Source organism: Qaidamihabitans albus, from assembly GCF_016464705.1.
Taxonomy (GTDB): Bacteria; Actinomycetota; Actinomycetes; order Mycobacteriales; family Pseudonocardiaceae; genus Qaidamihabitans; species Qaidamihabitans albus.
The window spans coordinates 1-16,838 of the sequence record NZ_JAEHOB010000004.1 but is presented as its reverse complement, the minus strand read 5'-3'; the positions used below and the strand labels follow the sequence as shown (position 1 = coordinate 16,838).

18 protein-coding genes are annotated in these 16,838 nt (G+C 67.9%); 9 read left to right on the top strand and 9 right to left on the bottom strand.

Features of this window, described 5'->3' with window-relative positions:
* Nucleotides 1–165: 165 nt before the first annotated feature.
* Genes JAP66_RS08950 through JAP66_RS08930 form a run of 5 tightly spaced genes read right to left on the bottom strand, consistent with a single transcriptional unit; the run spans nucleotide 166 to nucleotide 4,821 of the window.
* The gene (locus JAP66_RS08950; protein WP_199431173.1) at nucleotides 166–1,398 is read right to left on the bottom strand and encodes an acyl-CoA dehydrogenase family protein; all 1,233 of its coding nucleotides are present in this window, start codon (nucleotides 1,396–1,398) and stop codon (nucleotides 166–168) included.
* Nucleotides 1,399–1,404: 6 nt separating this feature from the next.
* Complete coding sequence (locus tag JAP66_RS08945; protein ID WP_199431172.1) at nucleotides 1,405–2,277, bottom strand: SDR family oxidoreductase; 873 nt, start codon at nucleotides 2,275–2,277, stop codon at nucleotides 1,405–1,407.
* Between the two features lie 9 nt (nucleotides 2,278–2,286).
* Nucleotides 2,287–3,153 (bottom strand): MaoC/PaaZ C-terminal domain-containing protein, encoded by an 867-nt coding sequence (locus JAP66_RS08940; RefSeq protein WP_199431171.1) that lies wholly within the window; start codon nucleotides 3,151–3,153, stop codon nucleotides 2,287–2,289.
* Between the two features lies 1 nt (nucleotide 3,154).
* Complete coding sequence (locus JAP66_RS08935; protein WP_199431170.1) at nucleotides 3,155–3,586, bottom strand: type II toxin-antitoxin system Rv0910 family toxin; 432 nt, start codon at nucleotides 3,584–3,586, stop codon at nucleotides 3,155–3,157.
* Nucleotides 3,587–3,630: 44 nt separating this feature from the next.
* Nucleotides 3,631–4,821 carry a lipid-transfer protein gene (locus JAP66_RS08930; RefSeq protein ID WP_199431169.1) on the bottom strand — a complete coding sequence of 397 codons (1,191 nt, stop codon included), beginning with the start codon at nucleotides 4,819–4,821 and terminating at the stop codon, nucleotides 3,631–3,633.
* 72 nt (nucleotides 4,822–4,893) lie between these two features.
* Here JAP66_RS08930 and JAP66_RS08925 point away from each other — a divergent pair, with 72 nt between their 5' ends.
* A complete protein-coding gene (locus JAP66_RS08925) occupies nucleotides 4,894–6,429 on the top strand; it encodes a succinic semialdehyde dehydrogenase (RefSeq protein WP_199431168.1) in 1,536 nt (511 codons plus the stop codon).
* Here the strand turns inward: JAP66_RS08925 and JAP66_RS08920 are convergent.
* The gene (locus JAP66_RS08920) at nucleotides 6,412–7,044 is read right to left on the bottom strand and encodes a TetR/AcrR family transcriptional regulator (RefSeq protein WP_307849499.1); all 633 of its coding nucleotides are present in this window, start codon (nucleotides 7,042–7,044) and stop codon (nucleotides 6,412–6,414) included. The genes JAP66_RS08925 and JAP66_RS08920 overlap by 18 nt on opposite strands.
* A 62-nt stretch (nucleotides 7,045–7,106) precedes the next feature.
* Nucleotides 7,107–8,081, bottom strand: a complete 975-nt coding sequence (locus JAP66_RS08915; protein WP_199431167.1) for an AraC family transcriptional regulator — start codon at nucleotides 8,079–8,081, stop codon at nucleotides 7,107–7,109.
* A gap of 258 nt (nucleotides 8,082–8,339) precedes the next feature.
* Here JAP66_RS08915 and JAP66_RS08910 point away from each other — a divergent pair, with 258 nt between their 5' ends.
* Nucleotides 8,340–9,347 carry an ABC transporter ATP-binding protein gene (locus JAP66_RS08910; RefSeq protein ID WP_199431166.1) on the top strand — a complete coding sequence of 336 codons (1,008 nt, stop codon included), beginning with the start codon at nucleotides 8,340–8,342 and terminating at the stop codon, nucleotides 9,345–9,347.
* Between the two features lie 100 nt (nucleotides 9,348–9,447).
* Nucleotides 9,448–9,855, top strand: coding sequence for a carboxyl transferase domain-containing protein (locus tag JAP66_RS08905; protein ID WP_268963223.1), 408 nt, complete (start codon nucleotides 9,448–9,450; stop codon nucleotides 9,853–9,855).
* Nucleotides 9,856–10,126: 271 nt separating this feature from the next.
* On the opposite strand, the gene JAP66_RS08900 is transcribed toward JAP66_RS08905, so the two are convergent.
* On the bottom strand, nucleotides 10,127–10,528 hold the full coding sequence (locus tag JAP66_RS08900; protein ID WP_199431165.1) for a hypothetical protein: 402 nt from the start codon (nucleotides 10,526–10,528) through the stop codon (nucleotides 10,127–10,129).
* Between the two features lie 32 nt (nucleotides 10,529–10,560).
* On the opposite strand from JAP66_RS08900, the gene JAP66_RS32685 reads away from it, so the two are divergent.
* A complete protein-coding gene (locus tag JAP66_RS32685) occupies nucleotides 10,561–11,022 on the top strand; it encodes a MarR family winged helix-turn-helix transcriptional regulator (RefSeq protein ID WP_199431164.1) in 462 nt (153 codons plus the stop codon).
* An 8-nt stretch (nucleotides 11,023–11,030) separates the two neighbouring features.
* Here the strand turns inward: JAP66_RS32685 and JAP66_RS08890 are convergent, their stop codons facing one another.
* Nucleotides 11,031–12,881, bottom strand: a complete 1,851-nt coding sequence (locus tag JAP66_RS08890; protein ID WP_199431163.1) for a PhoX family protein — start codon at nucleotides 12,879–12,881, stop codon at nucleotides 11,031–11,033.
* A gap of 223 nt (nucleotides 12,882–13,104) precedes the next feature.
* Between JAP66_RS08890 and JAP66_RS08885 the strand changes: the two genes are divergently transcribed.
* The 5 genes from JAP66_RS08885 to JAP66_RS08865 all read left to right on the top strand — a co-directional run.
* Nucleotides 13,105–13,305 (top strand): hypothetical protein, encoded by a 201-nt coding sequence (locus tag JAP66_RS08885; protein ID WP_199431162.1) that lies wholly within the window; start codon nucleotides 13,105–13,107, stop codon nucleotides 13,303–13,305.
* Nucleotides 13,306–13,572 (top strand): OsmC family protein, encoded by a 267-nt coding sequence (locus JAP66_RS33160; RefSeq protein WP_199431596.1) that lies wholly within the window; start codon nucleotides 13,306–13,308, stop codon nucleotides 13,570–13,572.
* Between the two features lie 87 nt (nucleotides 13,573–13,659).
* Complete coding sequence (locus tag JAP66_RS08875; RefSeq protein ID WP_199431161.1) at nucleotides 13,660–15,264, top strand: radical SAM protein; 1,605 nt, start codon at nucleotides 13,660–13,662, stop codon at nucleotides 15,262–15,264.
* The gene (locus JAP66_RS08870) at nucleotides 15,261–16,073 is read left to right on the top strand and encodes a class I SAM-dependent methyltransferase (RefSeq protein ID WP_199431160.1); all 813 of its coding nucleotides are present in this window, start codon (nucleotides 15,261–15,263) and stop codon (nucleotides 16,071–16,073) included. Before JAP66_RS08875 ends, JAP66_RS08870 begins: the two co-directional genes overlap by 4 nt.
* 254 nt (nucleotides 16,074–16,327) lie before the next feature.
* Nucleotides 16,328–16,838, top strand: a 511-nt coding sequence (locus JAP66_RS08865) for a CDP-alcohol phosphatidyltransferase family protein (protein WP_199431159.1), incomplete at its 3' end; no start/stop codon positions are given.

Sequence of the window (16,838 nt, the reverse complement as noted above, 5' to 3'; positions counted from 1 at the left end):
GGGTGCGCAGCGCGACAGCATCGGGGGCGATCTGCCAGGTGTCCTGAAACGCTTCGCATAGCGTGCGGTACTCGTTCACACACTTCTCCTGAGGGTTATCAACGATCGTGAGTGTTCCGGGTGGTTAGAACGACATTCGCCACTCATGAGCGTTGAACTCCGGGCTCATCGTGCCAGCAGCCCTTTCGCGATGTGGGTGACCTGTATCTCGTTGCTCCCCGCATAGATCATCAGGGACTTGGCGTCGCGAGCCAGTTGCTCGACCCGGTACTCCGCCATGTAGCCGTTTCCACCGAAGAGTTGTACGGCTTCCATCGCGACCTCGGTCGCCACTTCCGAGGAATACAGCTTCATCGCCGACGCCTCCGTCAGCGTGGGTATCCTGCCCGCGCGCAGCGTGCCGATCAACCGGAAGACCATGTTCTCCACGTTCATCCTGGCGATCTCCATCCGCGCGAGCTTCAGCTGGATCAGCTGGAACTGGCCGATCGGCTGGTTCCACAACGTGCGGTTGGCCGCGTAGTCCAGACACAACCGCTGACACTCGTTGATGATTCCAAGGGCCATCGCGGCGACGCCCATCCGTTCGAAGGCGAAACTGGACCGAACGCTGTCCTTGCTGTCACGGGATCGGTCGCTCTCGGCTTCACCCAGCAGCCGATCCGGCTCGAGTCGCACGTTGTCGAAGAACAGCTCCCCGGTCGGCGAGGAATGCATCCCCATCTTCCGGAGCGGTTTGGACTGGGTCAGCCCTGGCATCCCCGAATCCAGGACGAACGTGAGGACCTTGCGGTCCCGCAGCGGTGTTCCATCGCCCTCGTCCAGCTTCGCGTACACCACGATCGTGTCGGCATACGGGCCATTGGTGATGAACGTCTTATGCCCACTGAGGACATAAGCGGCGCCTTCGCGCCGAACGCTCGTCTTCATGCCGCCGAACGCGTCCGATCCCGACTCCGGCTCGGTGATGGCCCAGGCCCCGACGTGCTCGAACGTCGCGAGACCCGGTAGCCACCGCTCCTGCTGTGCCGGCGTGCCGCGGGAAAGGATGGTCTGCGCGGCGAGGCCCAGACTGACCCCGACTGCGGCGACGATGCCGAGGCTCACGCCGGCGAGCTCACTCACGGCGATCAGGGCCAGGGACTCCTGACCTGTCAGCTTGGTCGACGCACCATCCTCGGCCGTACCGGCCTGCTGTCCAGAGCGTCGGCGTGCCAGCAACGTTTCGACGGCCTCGCCGGCCATCGCGTCGATGCCGAACGCCTCGAGGAACCTGCGAATGACGGCGTAGGGCGGAACGCCACCCTCCAGCTCGGCCAAATGCGGCTTGATTTCCTTCTCGATGAACCGGCGGACGGAATCCCTGAAAAGGAGCTCGGTCTCGGACCACTCGATCATGTGCTCCTACCCTTGCAGGTGCGCCGCGATGTCGTCGATCAGCCACGGGCCTTCCGACTCGATCGTGCGGACGTCGTGCCACCCGGCGAGCTCGGAGATCGCGCCGCCCTGCACCGCGTACACCTTGCCGGTAAGCGGGCACTTCTCCGTCGCCAGGTAGGCGACGAGCGGTGAGATGTTGGCCGGTGAGAACGCATCGAACTCGCCCTCGCCGACCTCCTGCGCGAAGATCGCTCCCATCCCGGGGGTAGCCAGCGTGAGCCGGGTGCGGGCGATCGGGGCGATCGCGTTGACGCGAACGCCGTAACGTTCCAGCTCCTCGGCGGCGACGAGAGTCAGCGCCGCGATGCCCGCCTTCGCCGCTCCGTAGTTCGCCTGACCGGCGTTGGGCAGCGTCGTGCCCGACGCCGAGATGGTGTTCACCACTGCCGCGTTCGGCTGGTGCCCGGCTTTGGCTTGCTTCCTCCAGTACGCCGCGGCGTGGCGCAGGACGGCGAAGTGCCCCTTCAAATGGACGTCGAGCACGGAATCCCACTGCGCCTCCTCGAGACCGGCGATGAACCCGTCTCGAAGGATTCCCGCGTTGTTCACGACGATGTCGAGACGGCCGAACTCGGACACCGCCTGCTCGACGAGTGCCCGCGCCCCCTCCCAGTCGGAGACGTTGTCGGTGTTGGCGACGGCTCGCCCTCCAGCGGACGTGATCTGGTCGACCACCTCCTGCGCCGGTCCGCTGTCCGCACCGTCACCGTCGTTGCCCGCGCCCAGGTCGTTGACGACGACGCTCGCCCCCTCACGGGCGAACAGCAGTGCGTGCTCACGGCCGACGCCGCGGCCGGCGCCGGTGATGACTGCCACACGTTCTTGCAGCGCTCCCATGGTTTCCCTTCAGTCGCGGATCTCCGCCAACCCGTCCTTGATGACCACCGTGTCCCCCACGGTCGTCTCGTACACGTAGCTGGTGACGCCCTGGTTGTTCGCGGCACGCCAGAACTGGGTGGTGATGTCCTGGCCTGGCAACACGGGTTTCGCGAAGCGGACGGCCAGCCGCTGCAGCCGCTCGGCATCGGAGTCGGCCAGCTCGACGAGCGCGGCCCACGCGGTGAACGCCATAGTGCACAGTCCGTGCGCGATGATCCCGGGCAGACCGGCGTCGCGCGCGACGCCGTCGTCGAGGTGGATCGGCATCGGATCGTCCGCCGCCTCGGAGTAGCGATACGTCTGGTCGGTGTCGATGTGCTGGGTCAGCTTGGTCACCGGTGGCTGCTCACGTACCGAGTGCTCGAACGCGTGGGCCGGGGCCAGCTCGCCGACGCGCTCGCCCGCGTCGAAGCCGCGGACGAAGAACGTGACGAACTGTTCGTTCACGAGCTCGCCATTGGCCTCGTCGCGGCATTCCAGGTAGACATTCGCCCTGGTGCCCTTGGGGGACCCGGCGTAGCCGAGCATGGCCCCGCGAGCGGCAAGCACGTCCCCGGGCCGGATCGGCCGATGGAACCGGAAGTCCTGCTCGCCGTGCACCACCTTGCCAAGCAGCGGGAGTGGGACGACCTCCAGCGCCGGCTCCATCAAGGACTGGAAGACGGGGACCACGGCGAACACCGGGTTGGCGATGTCTCCCGCCTGATGCCGCTCGATGGGATCGTTCGTTGCCTGCGCGTACGCGGTGAGCTTCTCCCGCGTCACCGTGAACCGGGTGGTGTCGGTCCAGACGTTCAGGCCCTCTGCGGCGAAACTCAACTCGTCGGTTCCCATGTCAGGCGACCAGGGTCCGGAGGTTCCCGAGCGACTCGTCGAGGTTCTTCTGTGCGTCCTTCTCCACCGCCTTGCCGAGCGCCCCGACGATCATGGATCCGGTGAACGTCGCGTCGATGCTCGCGACGGATCCACTCTCCGTCGGTGCTACGGACATGACGAACGTGCTCTTGACACCTGCCATCCCGGTACCGGAGATCACCAACTTCGCTGGTGCGTCGAGCTCCTCGACGTTCCAGGTGATGGTGTTGGGCATGCCGAGCATCGTGACGACTTCGGCGACCTGCGAACCCTGCGCGAGATGCTCGGGCACCTCACCCTTCCACTTCGTGTGGATGGTGAACCAGTTCGGCCAGCCGGCCGGGTTGACGAGCTCGCCCCACACCTTCTCGGGTGCGGCGGGTACCTCGATCCGGGCTGCTACCTGACCCATGTACTTCTCCTTACTGACTTGTCCGTGCTTTCCGTGGCCGCCGGTCAGCGGTCGCCACGCTGGTAGGCGGTGACGACAGCGGCACCACCGAGCCCGATGTTGTGCTGTAGCGCCGCGCGCAGGCCTCCGACCTGGCGTGGTCCCGCCGTTCCGCGCAACTGCCACACCAGTTCGGAACACTGCGCGAGTCCGGTGGCGCCGAGCGGGTGGCCCTTGGAGATCAGCCCTCCCGAAGGATTCACGACCCAGCGCCCGCCGTAGGTGGTGTCCTGGTTGTCGATCAGCTTGGCCGCCTCGCCCTCACCACAGAGGCCGAGAGCTTCGTAGAGCAGCAGCTCGTTCGCCGAGAAGCAGTCGTGCAACTCGATCACCCCGAAGTCCTCGGGGCCCAGATCGCACTGCTCGTACACCGATCGCGCGGCCCGGACGTTCATGTCGTAGCCGATGAGGTTCTTCGCCGTACCGTCGAACGTGCTCTCGAAATCGGTCACCATGCACTGCCCGACTATCTCGACGGCCTGGCCGGCGAGACCGTGCGCGTCGACGAACGACTCGCTCGCGAGGATCGCGGCACCGGAGCCGTCCGATGTGGGGGAACACTGCAGCTTGGTGAGCGGGTCGTAGATCATCCTGGAGGCGAGGATGTCCTCGAGTGTGAACTCTTCCTGGAACTGCGCGTACGGGTTGTTCACCGAGTGGCGGTGGTTCTTCTCCCCGATCTTGGCGAAGTGCTCCGCCGTGGACCCGTGCAGCCGCATGTGTTCGCGGCCGGCTGCCCCGAACAGCCACGGCGCGGGCGGGAACCGCACTTCGGATATCTCCGCCATCGCCTGCATGTGCTGGGCCATCGGTTGCTCGCGGTCCTCGTAGGTGACGCCGAGCGACCCAGGCTGCATCTTCTCGAACCCCAGCGCGAGGGCACAGTCACTTCGCCCGCCGCGGATCGCCTCCGCCGCGAGGTAGAGCGCCGTCGACCCGGTGGAGCAGTTGTTGTTGACGTTGACGACCGGGATGCCAGTCATGCCCAGCTCGTAGACCGCGCGTTGCCCTGAGGTGGACTCACCGTAGACATAACCGACGAAAGCCTGCTGGATCTGCTCGTAGCCGATCCCGGCATCGGCCAGTGCGAGCCCGCCGGACTCCTTGGCCATCGCCGGGTAGTCCCAGCCTTCACTCCGCCCGGGCTTCTCGAACCTCGTCATCCCGACGCCCACCACGTAGACCTTGTTCGTCACCGTCCGCACTCCTTACACTCGCAACTAACATACCATCTTGAATGTATCTTTTGAAGCGCCGAGGAGGAACCCTTGTTCGATGAGCTGTCCGGCCTGGCCGCGGCCGCGCAGACCGGTTCCGGCGGTGAGTTCGAGATACTCGCACCGTTCACTGGGCGGGCGTTGGCATCGATCCCCCAGTGGCGTGGGGCCGAGGTTGAACGCGCCGCCGAGCGTGCCCGCCGCTCGCAACCGGCGTGGGCGCAGGCCGGTGTGGAGCAGCGGTGTTCAGTGCTGAGCCGCTTCGTCCACCTGTTGCGGTCCCACCGAGACCAGCTCCTCGACGTACTCCAGTACGAGACGGGCAAGGCCCGCATCGACGCCCTGTTCGAGCTGGGAGAGGCTGTACTCGGCGCCGGCTACCACCTGCGGAGCGCGCCCGGCCTGCTCGCGCCACGCAAGCATCGCGGGGCGCTCCCCCTGCTGACGAAAGTGCGGCAGTTGCCGCAGGCCAAAGGCACGGTCGCGGTGATCGTGCCCTGGAACTTTCCGGTAGCGCTGGCTGTGATCGACGCCGTGCCCGCCCTGCTCGCGGGCAACGCCGTACTGCTCAAGCCGGACAACCAGACGGCGTTGTCGGCTTTGCTGCTGCAGCGGCTGACCGCGGAGGCCGGGCTCCCGCCCGGGTTGTTCCAGGTGGTGCTGGGTGAACCAGCCCAGGTCGGAGACCCGTTACTCGACGCCGCCGACTACGTGGCGTTCACCGGATCGACCGCCAGCGGGCGTCGCATCGCCGCCAGCGCTGGCCAGCGGCTGATCGGTTGCTCGCTCGAACTCGGCGGGAAGAACCCGATGATCGTGCTCGCCGATGCGGACCTCGGCCGGGCAGCGCGCGCGGTGCGGCGCGGTAGCTTCGCCAACGCAGGTCAGCTGTGCATGACGGCCGAGCGGCTCTACGTACACAACTCCGTGTACGACGAGTTCGTGGATCGAGTCGTCGACCAGGTAAGCGCCATCCGGCTCGGGGCGACCTTCGGTTTCACGGCCGACATGGGGTCGCTCACCACCCCTGCGGCGCTTGCCCGCACCGGTGACGTGCTCGCGGAAGCATGTGCCGCGGGGGCCACGGTGCTCGCCGGCGGCGGGGCGAGACCCGACCTTGGGCCGCTGTTCCATGAGCCCACGGTCGTCGCCGATGTGCCGCTGAACGCCCGCCTGCACCGCGAGGAGGTGTTCGGACCCGTCGTGGCGATTCACCCGTTCGAGGACATCGACGAGGCGGTGACCCTCGCCAACGACAGTGAGTACGGCCTCACGGCCAGCGTGTGGACTCGCGACCGCAGACTCGGCGAGCAGGTCGCGGCACGTATCCGTTCCGGCGGGGTGGGAGTGAATGACTGTTACACCGCCGCGTTCGGCGCGCACTCCGCGCCGATGGGTGGCATGAAGGCTTCGGGCATCGGACGCCGGCACGGACCGGACGGGCTCCTGCGCTACACGGAGTCCCAGACGGTTGCTGTGCAGTACGGTGCGGGCATCGACGAGAGACTCGGCCTGCCGAGGACCTGGCACGCCAGGGTGGTCGGGGCCGGGCTCGATGTGCTGGCTCGCTCACGTCATGGGCGGTGAGACCTGCTCGCCGCGGCGCAGCGCCTCCGCGAGCAACCGCAGATGCTGGCGGGCCCTTTGCCAGCGCTGTTCGATGTGCTCGTCGCCGGGTTCGTGCGGGACCGCGAGGATGCCCCGCATCACCTCCATGGCCGTGTAAGCCCAGTGCCGGAACTGCGGATGGTCGGCCAGCGGCGGGAAGAGCACCTTGCTGAACTCGGTCAGGGTGCCGGCGATGAGCGGCTCCACCTGCAGGACCTGCTGACGTAGTTCAGGATCGGCCCGTGCGGCGACCCACAGCTCGAGCGTTGCCGTGAACACCGGCCCCTGATGCAGCTCCCACAACAGATCCAAGCCCTCACCCACCACGTCGTCCGAGGTGCGCAGGTCCTCCAGCCGACCGTAAACGGCGTCCGCCCGCTTGAGCGCGAGATGCCGGATGGCCGCGGTCACCAGGTCGGCCTTGGTGGGAAAGTGATGCACTTGAGCGCCACGCGTCACCCCCGCACGCTCCGCCACACGCGATGTGGTGGTGCCCGCATACCCGTAGGTCACCAGGCAATCGACCGTGGCGTCGAGCAGCCGCGTTCGCATCGCCGCGCTACGTTCCCCCTGGGTAAGCCTGCGCGCGCTCACCTGGCCGACTATAGCAACCTGCATGCAGGCCGGTATTGAACGGTCGGTGGCGCGGTCGTGGGCTACGACGATCGCGTGGCCGGCACATGCGTGCCCTTGTACGCCTTCGGGGTGAGGCCGGTCCAGCGTTTGAAAGCGCGGTGGAACGCGCTGGGAGCGGAGAAGCCGAGCCGCTCGGCGACGGTTTCGGCGGTCTCTCCCCGCAGCAGCCCGGCGACAGCCCGTTCTCGGTGAATCTCGTCCCGGATCCGGGAGGTGGAGGTACCGAGCTTGGCCAGCCTCCGCCGGAGCGTCGGCGGGCTGATCGCGAGACGGGCGGCGACCTCGGCCGAGGTAGGCAACGTCGCGGCCTGGTGATTCAGCAGCACCTGCCGCACCTGATCGGCGGTTGTCGTCCCATAGCCGCTCCGGCTGAGCAGGGTGAACGGGAACCCCTTCAGTAGCGGCAGCAGCGTGTGCTCGTCCTGCACGATCGGCATCCACAGCACCGCGGTGTCGAAGGTGATGGCGGCTGCCGAGGCGTCGAAGACGGCGGGACATCCGAAGATCTGCTCGTAGACGGCATGGTGCGGCGGCCGCGGATACGGCAGGTGTACCGACCGGAGGCGCACGGGCCGGCCCGTCAACCAGCCGGCCAGCCGGTGCCAGACCACGATGCACGCCTCGGTCAACAGATGATCCGGATCGTCGAACCCCCGGCCGACGAACTCGAGCTGGGCGGCGGAGGCGCCGACGGTCAGGTTCAGCCGTGGCCCGGTGTCGAAGAGCGCGTAGAACCGCGAAGCGCGCTGGATCATGCCCGCCAGATCCGGCGAGTGGACGGCGAGCGAACACACCGTCGCGAAGGTCCCGAGTGGCCTCGGAGCCACCGCGAGTCCGAGCAGCTCGTCGTCGAGGCTGCGCAACACGGCGGCGACCAGGTCCGCGAGCTCACGAGGGCTGAGCCGCGCCTGGTCGTCGGCCAGCGCCGCGTGCGTGATCCCGGCACGGGTCAGGACTGCTTCTGGAGCGAGGTTCGCGCGCCGAACACCGCGCATCGCGGCGCGAGCATAGTGGACCGGAATCGTGCGGGAAGCCACGCGGTTACTTCAGCGCGGGTCGCCCGGCCTGTCAAGCTGGCGCAACGGTCCATGAGTGTTCCGGGTCGTTAGAACGGCCCTCCTCGCTCACGAGGGCGCTGAGCGTTTCGGTCGAGGAATTCGAGCGGTTCAGTCGTTCCGGTGCCGGAAGGATCGCTCTAGTATTCGAACGCCGCGGGCATTCCCGAGCCCTGACACGTGTGAGGATGGTTGGCATTGGGCGCCGAGGTCGTCGTTGAGGGGCTGACAAAATCTTTCGGTCGACAAACGATCTGGCGCGATGTCACGCTCACGCTTCCGCCTGGCGAAGTGTCCGTTCTGCTCGGCCCTTCGGGCACCGGCAAATCGGTTTTCCTGAAGTCGATCATCGGTTTGCTCAAGCCGGAACGAGGCTCGTGTGTGATCAACGGCGTGAACATCTGCTCCTGCTCGGAACGTGAGCTCTACCGGGCTCGCAAGCTCTTCGGAGTGCTGTTTCAGGACGGTGCATTGTTCGGCTCCATGACCCTCTACGACAACGTCGCCTTCCCCCTGCGGGAGCACACCAGGAAGTCCGAAACCGAGATCCGGCGGACCGTACTCGAGAAGATCGAACTGGTCGGGTTGCTCGGCGCTGAATACAAGCTGCCCGGTGAGGTGTCGGGTGGGATGCGCAAGCGTGCGGGGCTGGCACGCGCACTGGTGCTGCAACCCGAGATCATTCTTTGTGACGAACCGGACTCCGGGCTGGATCCCGTGCGCACGTCCTACCTGTCGCAGCTGCTGATCGACCTCAACGCCCAGATCGACGCCACGATCCTGATCGTCACCCACAACATCAACGTCGCCCGCACCGTGCCGGACAACCTGGGCATGCTGTTTCGCCGGGAGCTGGTCCTCTTCGGACCCCGCGAGCTGCTGTTGACGAGCGACGAACCCGCTGTCAAGCAGTTCCTGAGCGGCCACCGGGTCGGTCCGATCGGCATGTCCGAGGAGAAGGACGCGGCCACGATCGACAAGGAACGCACGGAGAGCGCTGCCTGGACGAATGGCGGCTCGGCCGACGACCTGACCCAGCGCCTCGTGCCGCAGATGCAGCCATCCCCTGGCCTGCCACCGCGCCGCGGTGCGAAGCGCCGTACGGAACGGGTCATGGGCATGCTGCATACCCTTCCCCCGAAGGCTCAGCGGGGCATCCGAGAGTCATTGGCGATACAGGACAGCGGTGCTGCGACGCCGACCTGAGTGCACTCAGTCCTGACGTCGCGGTGTCGTGAGTGTTCCGGACGGTTGGGACGGCCCGCGTCACTCACGAGATCCGGGCTAGGGTCCGGAGCGCGCGTATATGCTACGACGCCGTGTTCGTCAGTGCGGCGAGGACGAACTGACCGAGTTCAGCGAATTGTTGCCGGAGCGACCAGCTTACGACGTGCGTCGTGTTGTCGATCGGCTTCTTGATGCTCCTCCCGTCGAGCTACAACCAGGATGGGCGCGCAACGTGGTCGCCGATATCGGCCGACTGGGTGGTGGCACGGTCGGTGTGGTGGCCAGCAACCCGCTTCATCGAGGAGATTGCCTGGATAGCCGCTCTGCGGAGAAGGCGGCCCGGTTCGTTCGCATGTGTGACGGTTTCGGCATCCCCTGGGGGTGCTGGTCGATGTGCCCGGATACCTTCCCAGGCAGAGATCTCGGTGATGGGTGCGATGGCTGCCGTGCGGCTGCTTCACCGGAAAAGACTGGCGGCCGCCACTGATACCGACCGTGCGGTGAGCGGCCGGGGCTGAGTGGCAGGAAGCACGCGGAACTGGTGGCGACCAAGCGGCGCATCCGGCAGCTGTTCTGGCGACTGCTCGAGGTCGGCCACTCGCGGTTGGTGTGGCGCTCCAGACCGGCCTACTGCTCGATTTGATCGGTGCCGAGTCGCCGAGCGCGTCGGTCCCGCTTGTCCGTGTCTGCCGGGCTGTCCGTCTGCCTGGGTTTTCTTCCGGTCGAGTCCGTTGCGACCACCGCGCGATCACCGGGCGCTAGGGGCCCACGGGCTCCCGCCGCAGCGCGACCGTTGCGGTCGCTGCCGCGAGCAGCCAGACGACGGGTCCGGACAGCCCGCCGACCGGGTCGACGTGGCGGGGAACGACGAGCACCACGACGAACGCCACGTCGATGACGCCCAGCACGGTGAGGTTCAGCCAGTAACCGAGCCGGCTGTTGACGCGGTTCATCGCGATGGCGATCGCGATGGCCAGGGCCCCCAGCACCGTCGCGCAGACGAAGAACATCAGACTCTCGGCTGCCAACTCGTCGTCCGGTATGCCGCCCGAGAGCCCGTCGACCGCCATCGAGATACCGAGGCCCAGATGGAGCAACCCCCACAACACGTACAACGCAGCCGCTGCCGGCGCCCATCGTCGATGCTGCATATAATTCACGGCGTGTACTTTACACCTCGGAAACTAATGTGATGGGCGCTACCGAGTCGGCGATCACCGACGTGCTGCACGCTGTACGTGAGCTGCATTCCGCCACAGAGGCCCTGTTCGACGCGGTCGCCGAGCGCTACGGGATCAACCGCAACGACCTGCGCTGCCTGGAGATCATCGAGCGAGACGGGCCATTGGGCCCCGGCCGGCTCGGCGGGCTGAGTGGCTTCAGCCCTGCTGCGGTGACCAAGATCCTGGACCGCCTCGAGGCGGCTGGGTACGTGGTTCGCCGTCCGAGCCTGACGGACCGGCGTGCCCAGGTGGTCGAGGTCGCCGCCGGCCACAACGAGTGGAGGCGAGCCGTCTGGCAGCCGGTCGTGACGGAGGCGAGCGCGGTACTCGGCTCGCTACCCGACGCCGAACTACGTGGGCTGGCGGCGACGCTGCAGCGGCTTGCCGAGGTGAACCGTGGCCAGGCGGAGGGCTTGTCGGAGTCCACCTAGCCAGCGGGTCAACCGCCGACCACCCCGCCGTCCTCCCTGGTGACGACGATGGTGGCGGATCGGGGACGGCCGGTGGTGCTGTGGTCGGGCCAGCTGGAGCCCGCGCGCGGGTCCTCCGGGGTGCCCGAGTCGCCGGGGTGCTGGATGTTGACGAAGAGCGACCGGCGGTCCGGGGTGGAGGTGATGCCGGTGATCTCGCAGCGCGGCGGGCCGACCAGGAACCTGCGGATGTCGCCCCTGCGGGTGTCGGCCGCCAGCATCTGGTTGTTCTGCTCGGCGCCGTCGATCTTCGGCTGGGCGCCGTCGGTCTGGATCCACAGCCGTCCGTCCGCGTCGAACCACAGACCGTCCGGTGAGCCGAACGCCTGATCCGGAGGCACGGTGGCACCGCTGGCCTGGTCTCCGGCGAGCAGGAAGACATCCCAGTCGAACGTCTCCGCGCTCGGGTTCCTGCCCTCGTCGATCTTCATGATGTGCCCGAAACGGTTCTCCAGCCGCGGGTTGGCCGCGTTCACCGACTCGGTCCGGGCAGTGTTGTTCGTGCAGGTGAAGAACACCGCTCCGGTGCGGGGCTGCACGGTGCACCACTCCGGCCGGTCCATCGGCGTCGCCCCCACCGCGTCGGCCGCGAGGCGCGTGCGGATCAGCACCTCGGCCTGGTCCGCGAAACCATTCGCCTCGGTCAGGCCCGGTTCGCCGTGCACAAGGGGCAGCCACCTGCCCGAGCCGTCCTCCTCGAACCTGGCGACGTACAGCGTGCCCTCGTCGAGCGGACTCCGCCCGCGCCTGAGTGCCTTGCTGATCGGCTCCGCGCCCACGAATTTGTAGAAGTAGTCGAACTGGGTGTCGTCGCCCATGTAGACGACGGCTTCACCGCGCCTGCCGCGCACCACGACGGCGTTCTCGTGCTCCATCCGTCCCAGCGCCGTCCGCTTCTTCGGCGTCGACGTCGGATCGAAGGGATCGAGCTCGACCACCCAGCCGAACCGGTTGTACTCGTTCGGTTCCACCCGCATGTCGAACCGCTCCTCCGTGCCGTACCACGGGTAGGGGCTCTCCGAGCCGATGCCGTAGCGCTCCTCCACCGAACCGGCCCGCGGCGGCTGCTCGCCGAAGTAGAAGTACTTGTTGATCGTCTCCTCGCACGTCAGGTACGTGTCCCACGGCGTAGGCCCGCTGGCGCAGTTGTTCAGCGTGCCCAGCACCCCTACTCCGCCGGGGTCCGCGCCGGTTCGCATCAGTGGATGTCCCGCCGCCGGGCCGGTGATCTCGGTCGGCGTCGTCATGGTCACCCGGCGGGCGAACCTCGACTCGACCAGCCGCCATCGGCCCTTGCGATCCTGCTCGACCTCGATGACCGAGACGCCGTGCGCGGCCATCGACTTGGCGGTCTTCTCCGGCGACCAGGTGGCCAGGCCATCGGTGTGCAGTAGCTGCTCGGTCGTGGCCTCGTGATTCACACAGAGCAGACCGGAGCGGCGGCCCTTCAGCGGGAAGAACCACATGCCGTCGTGGTGGTCGCCCGCCTGCAGCGCCTGCTCCGCCGCACTGTTACCGGCATCCTCGGCGAACGCGGGCCCGGAAGGCACGATCGGGTGCCCCCACGGAAAGAGAACCTGGTACCGGTACCCCGGCGGCAACACGACCTCGTCGGCAACGCTGGGCGCGATCGCCGGGAACCCGAGCAGCCGCCTTCCCGCGCCGCGGCTCACATTCTCCGCCGTGCCCGCACTGGCCGTCGCGGCCGGTCCGGCGGCACCGAAGAAGGCCGCCGTGGCGGTGGCGAGACCACCCGCCATCGCTGTCCTGCGGGACAGCCGCCGCTCGGCGAGTTCGGAGATCGACGGCGAATCAGGCACGTCAGAATGCACGAGAGGACTCCAGCCTGTGGTGCGCGGACCGCGCGGGGTCGGCGCGGCCGGTGTGCGGGCAACGCTAGGGAGCCGAGGTGGCCGGATCACCACACGAACGTGAACGCGGGCGGAAGTGTGGTGGGGTCCGGCTTCGGTATCGACTCATCGCCCGTCGCGAGTACTCTCGGGAGCGCTGACGTATCCGAACGCGCGGAGAGGAGCGAACCCGATGAGCGATCCCGTTTACGTCTCCCGGGTTCTCGTCGAGCGGGAGAGCGGACCGCTGCGTTATGCGACGCTTCCGGCCGAGGAGCAGCGGATCCCGTTCGGTGTGCACAGTGAGGTGGCCGAGCATTACGGCCTGCGCGAGGGCCAGTACGAGCCGCACGCCACCACCCTCGACTACGTCGTCGCCGCGGCCGCTGGTTGACTGGCCGGCACGCTCGGAGGTGCTCTCGAAGCACGGGGCATCTCCGCCGGAGGCGGTCGTCTCCGGGCCGACGCACAGGGTGAGGTCGAACTCGAGGGCAACACGCTCGTGCTCAAACGCGTTCACGTGACCTACCGGTTCTCCCCCGACGAAGGGACGGATCGCGCGAAAGTCGAGCGGGTGCACGGATTCCATGCCGAGCACTGTCCGGTCGCACGCAGTATCGGGGGCAGCGTCGAGATCACAACCGGGATCGAATACGTGTAGCCGTTCCTGCCGGGCTGCGGACAGCCGTGCCTGCTGGTGGAGTGGAGTCGCAGTAGGTTCATCCGACGGCAGGCGGGGGAGTGGCCGGTGGCAGTGGAGAAGCGGGATCGCGACGAGGTGTTCGTCGAGTACACCAAAAGTATCTGCCCGGTGTGCAAGGTCGTGGTCGATGCGCAGGTCAACATTCGCGATGACAAGGTGTTCCTGCGTAAGCGCTGTCGCGAGCACGGGCGGTTCGAGGCGCTCGTGTACGGCGACGCGCAGGCGTATCTCGACTCGGCGCGCTTCAACAAGCCGGGCACGATTCCGCTGGCGTTCCAGACCGAGGTCAGGGACGGCTGCCCGTCGGACTGCGGGCTGTGTCCGGAGCACAAGCAGCATGCCTGCCTCGGGATCATCGAGGTGAACACGAACTGCAACCTGGACTGCCCGATCTGCTTCGCCGACTCCGGGCACCAGCCCGACGGCTACGCGATCACCACCGAGCAGTGCGCGCGGATGCTCGACGTCTTCGTGGAGTCGGAGGGCGAGCCCGAGGTCGTGATGTTCTCCGGCGGGGAACCCACGATCCACAAGCACATCCTGGAGTTCATCGACATGGCCCAGGAGCGGCCGATCCGCAACGTCAACCTCAACACCAACGGTATCCGGCTGGCGACGGACCGGCGGTTCGTGGCGGCGCTGGCCGAGCGCAACGGCCGGGGCGGGAAGTCGATCAACATCTACCTGCAGTTCGACGGGTTCGACGAACGCACCCACCGCGAGATCCGGGGTAAGGACCTGCGGGAGCGCAAGCGGCAGGCGCTGGACAACTGTGCCGAGGCGGGGCTGACCGTGACGCTGGTCGCGGCGGTGGAGCGAGGGCTGAACGAGCACGAGCTCGGCGACATCGTCGAGTTCGGGCTGGCGCATCCGGCGGTGCGGTCGGTGTCGTTCCAGCCGGTGACGCATTCGGGGCGGCACGTGGAGTTCGACCCGCTGACCCGGCTGACGAACTCCGACATGCTGGAGCTGATCGCTGCCCAGCGTCCGGACTGGTTGCGCACGGAGGACTTCTTCCCGGTGCCGTGCTGCTTCCCGACGTGCCGCTCGATCACCTACCTGCTCACCGAGGGCAGCCCGGGAGAAGCTGACTTCGGCGTCGTTCCCATTCCGCGGCTGCTGCGGGTGGAGGACTACCTGGACTACGTGTCGAACCGGGTGGTGCCCGACTACGCGGTGCGGGAGGCGCTGGACAAGCTGTGGAGCGCCTCGGCGTTCATGGGTACCGCCACCACCGAGGAGCAGCTGCGCGCGACAGCGGAGGCGCTGGACTGCGCCGACGCGTGCGGGGTGAACCTGCCCGGCGCGCTCGCCGAGCTGACCGACCGGGCGTTCATGATCGTGGTGCAGGACTTCCAGGACCCGTACACGCTCAACGTGAAGCAGTTGATGAAGTGCTGCGTGGAGGAGATCACCCCGGACGGGCGGCTGATCCCCTTCTGCGCCTACAACTCGGTCGGCTACCGCGAGCAGGTACGCGCGCAGATGTCCGGTGTGCCGGTCGCCGGTGTGGTGCCGAACGCCACCGAACTCCAGCCGCTCGTGGTCGACTCGCCCTACGGGTCGAAGATCAACGGTAACCGCAACGGCCACCGGTCGCCGATCGCGCCGGATGCCACCAACGTCGGCCGCAAGGCGGTGCAGGAATGACCGGTACCCCGGCGGAGATCAAGGCTTGCTGCGCCGCGTCCTACGGCAGCGACGCGGTCGCGCTGCTGCTGGGCGAGTCCTATCACCCCGGCGGGCTGTCCCTGACCCGGCGGCTTGCCGAGCGGCTACGGCTGCGCAGCGGGCACCGGGTGGTCGATGTCGCTGCCGGGCCAGGAGCGACCGCCCGGCTGCTGGCCGCCGACTACGACGTCACCGTCGACGGCGTCGACCTCGGTGAGGAAGGCATCGCCCGGGCTCGCGCGGCGACCGAGCAGGCCGGGCTTGCGGCGCAGGTCCGGTTCCATCTCGGTGACGCCGAGCGGATCCCGCTACCGGATGGCGGCTTCGACGCCGTGGTGTGCGAGTGCGCGTTCTGCACTTTCCCCGACAAGGCCATGGCCGCGGCCGAGTTCGCCCGGGTGCTGCGGCCGGGCGGCCGGGTCGGGATCACCGACGTCACCATCGCCGGGCACGGATTGCCGCAGGAGCTGACCACGCTGACCGCCTGGGTGGCCTGTATAGCCGACGCCCGCCCCCTCGACGAGTACGTGGCACTGCTGGAAGCGGCCGGGCTGCGCGCGGTGCACACCGAGCATCACGACGAAGCGCTCATCCGCATGATCGACGAGATCGAGGCCAGGCTGCGGCTGCTGCGCATGACCGCACCCCGCCGGCTCGCCGACGCGGGCGTGGACGTCGACGCCGTGCTGCGGCACACCACCCTGGCCAGGGAAGCGGTGACCGACGGCGTACTCGGCTACGCACTCCTCATCGCCGAGAAACAGCTCGTGAGTGCGTACACGAGTTAGAACTCGGCTACGCACTCACGAGAGGTGACCACGATGACGCTCGACTGGCCGGCCTGCGGGAGGGGCGCTGGCGGCCGTGGGCGTGGGGCCGGTTCCTGCTCAGGGCGACGGAGCGGTCGATCCGGCAGGCGGCCGAGCGTCCCCGCGCGCTGGCCGAGACCACAGCGCTGCACGGCGCCTTCGCCCTGTTCGGCCTGCGAACCCGCCGCCGCTGGACGTTGGCGAGCTGGCTGCTGTCGGTCACCCATCCCGGGATGCTCGAACAACACCGCTCGCTCGGCTGGGCCAACGTCGTCACCCTGACCCGGGCCAACCTGCCCGGCCTCACCGGCACCCGGTGGTCACCGGTACTCGTTCTCGGCGGGGATCTGGCCGACGGGCGGCTCGCGCGCAGGCTCGGCACGCGATCCCCGTTCGGCGCCGCCGCCGACTCACTGGCGGATGCCGCGTTCTGGATCCGGTTCGCCCACCGGCACGAGCAGAGCCGGTGGGTCCGCGCCGCCGCTCTGCTGGCCTGGGCGCTACCCGTCGCCACGGTCAGCTCGGCCAGTGTCGGGCGCGGCCGGATGGTCGATGCTCCCCGCCCGGCGCTGCTCCGGCCCGCGGCGGCGATGCAGGCGATCCTGACCGTCAGGGCGATCCGGCGCGCTGCGGGCCCTTCTGCGCCCCCTGGAAGCCGATCGCGGCCTCGGGTAGAGGGCGCCCATTGTGGACACAGCAGTGCTCAGGGTCGTAGGCGTCGCAGCCGCAGCACCGTGCCGAGGG

Excerpts from the sequence above, each read along its gene's own strand:
- JAP66_RS08950 (WP_199431173.1), bottom strand. The coding sequence starts at position 1,398 with ATGATCGAGTGGTCCGAGACCGAGCTCCTTTTCAGGGATTCCGTCCGC.
- JAP66_RS08945 (WP_199431172.1), bottom strand. The coding sequence starts at position 2,277 with ATGGGAGCGCTGCAAGAACGTGTGGCAGTCATCACCGGCGCCGGCCGC.
- JAP66_RS08940 (WP_199431171.1), bottom strand. The coding sequence starts at position 3,153 with ATGGGAACCGACGAGTTGAGTTTCGCCGCAGAGGGCCTGAACGTCTGG.
- JAP66_RS08935 (WP_199431170.1), bottom strand. The coding sequence starts at position 3,586 with ATGGGTCAGGTAGCAGCCCGGATCGAGGTACCCGCCGCACCCGAGAAG.
- JAP66_RS08915 (WP_199431167.1), bottom strand. The coding sequence starts at position 8,081 with ATGCGCGGTGTTCGGCGCGCGAACCTCGCTCCAGAAGCAGTCCTGACC.
- JAP66_RS08905 (WP_268963223.1), top strand. The coding sequence starts at position 9,448 with ATGCTACGACGCCGTGTTCGTCAGTGCGGCGAGGACGAACTGACCGAG.
- JAP66_RS32685 (WP_199431164.1), top strand. The coding sequence starts at position 10,561 with ATGGGCGCTACCGAGTCGGCGATCACCGACGTGCTGCACGCTGTACGT.
- JAP66_RS08885 (WP_199431162.1), top strand. The coding sequence starts at position 13,105 with ATGAGCGATCCCGTTTACGTCTCCCGGGTTCTCGTCGAGCGGGAGAGC.
- JAP66_RS08870 (WP_199431160.1), top strand. The coding sequence starts at position 15,261 with ATGACCGGTACCCCGGCGGAGATCAAGGCTTGCTGCGCCGCGTCCTAC.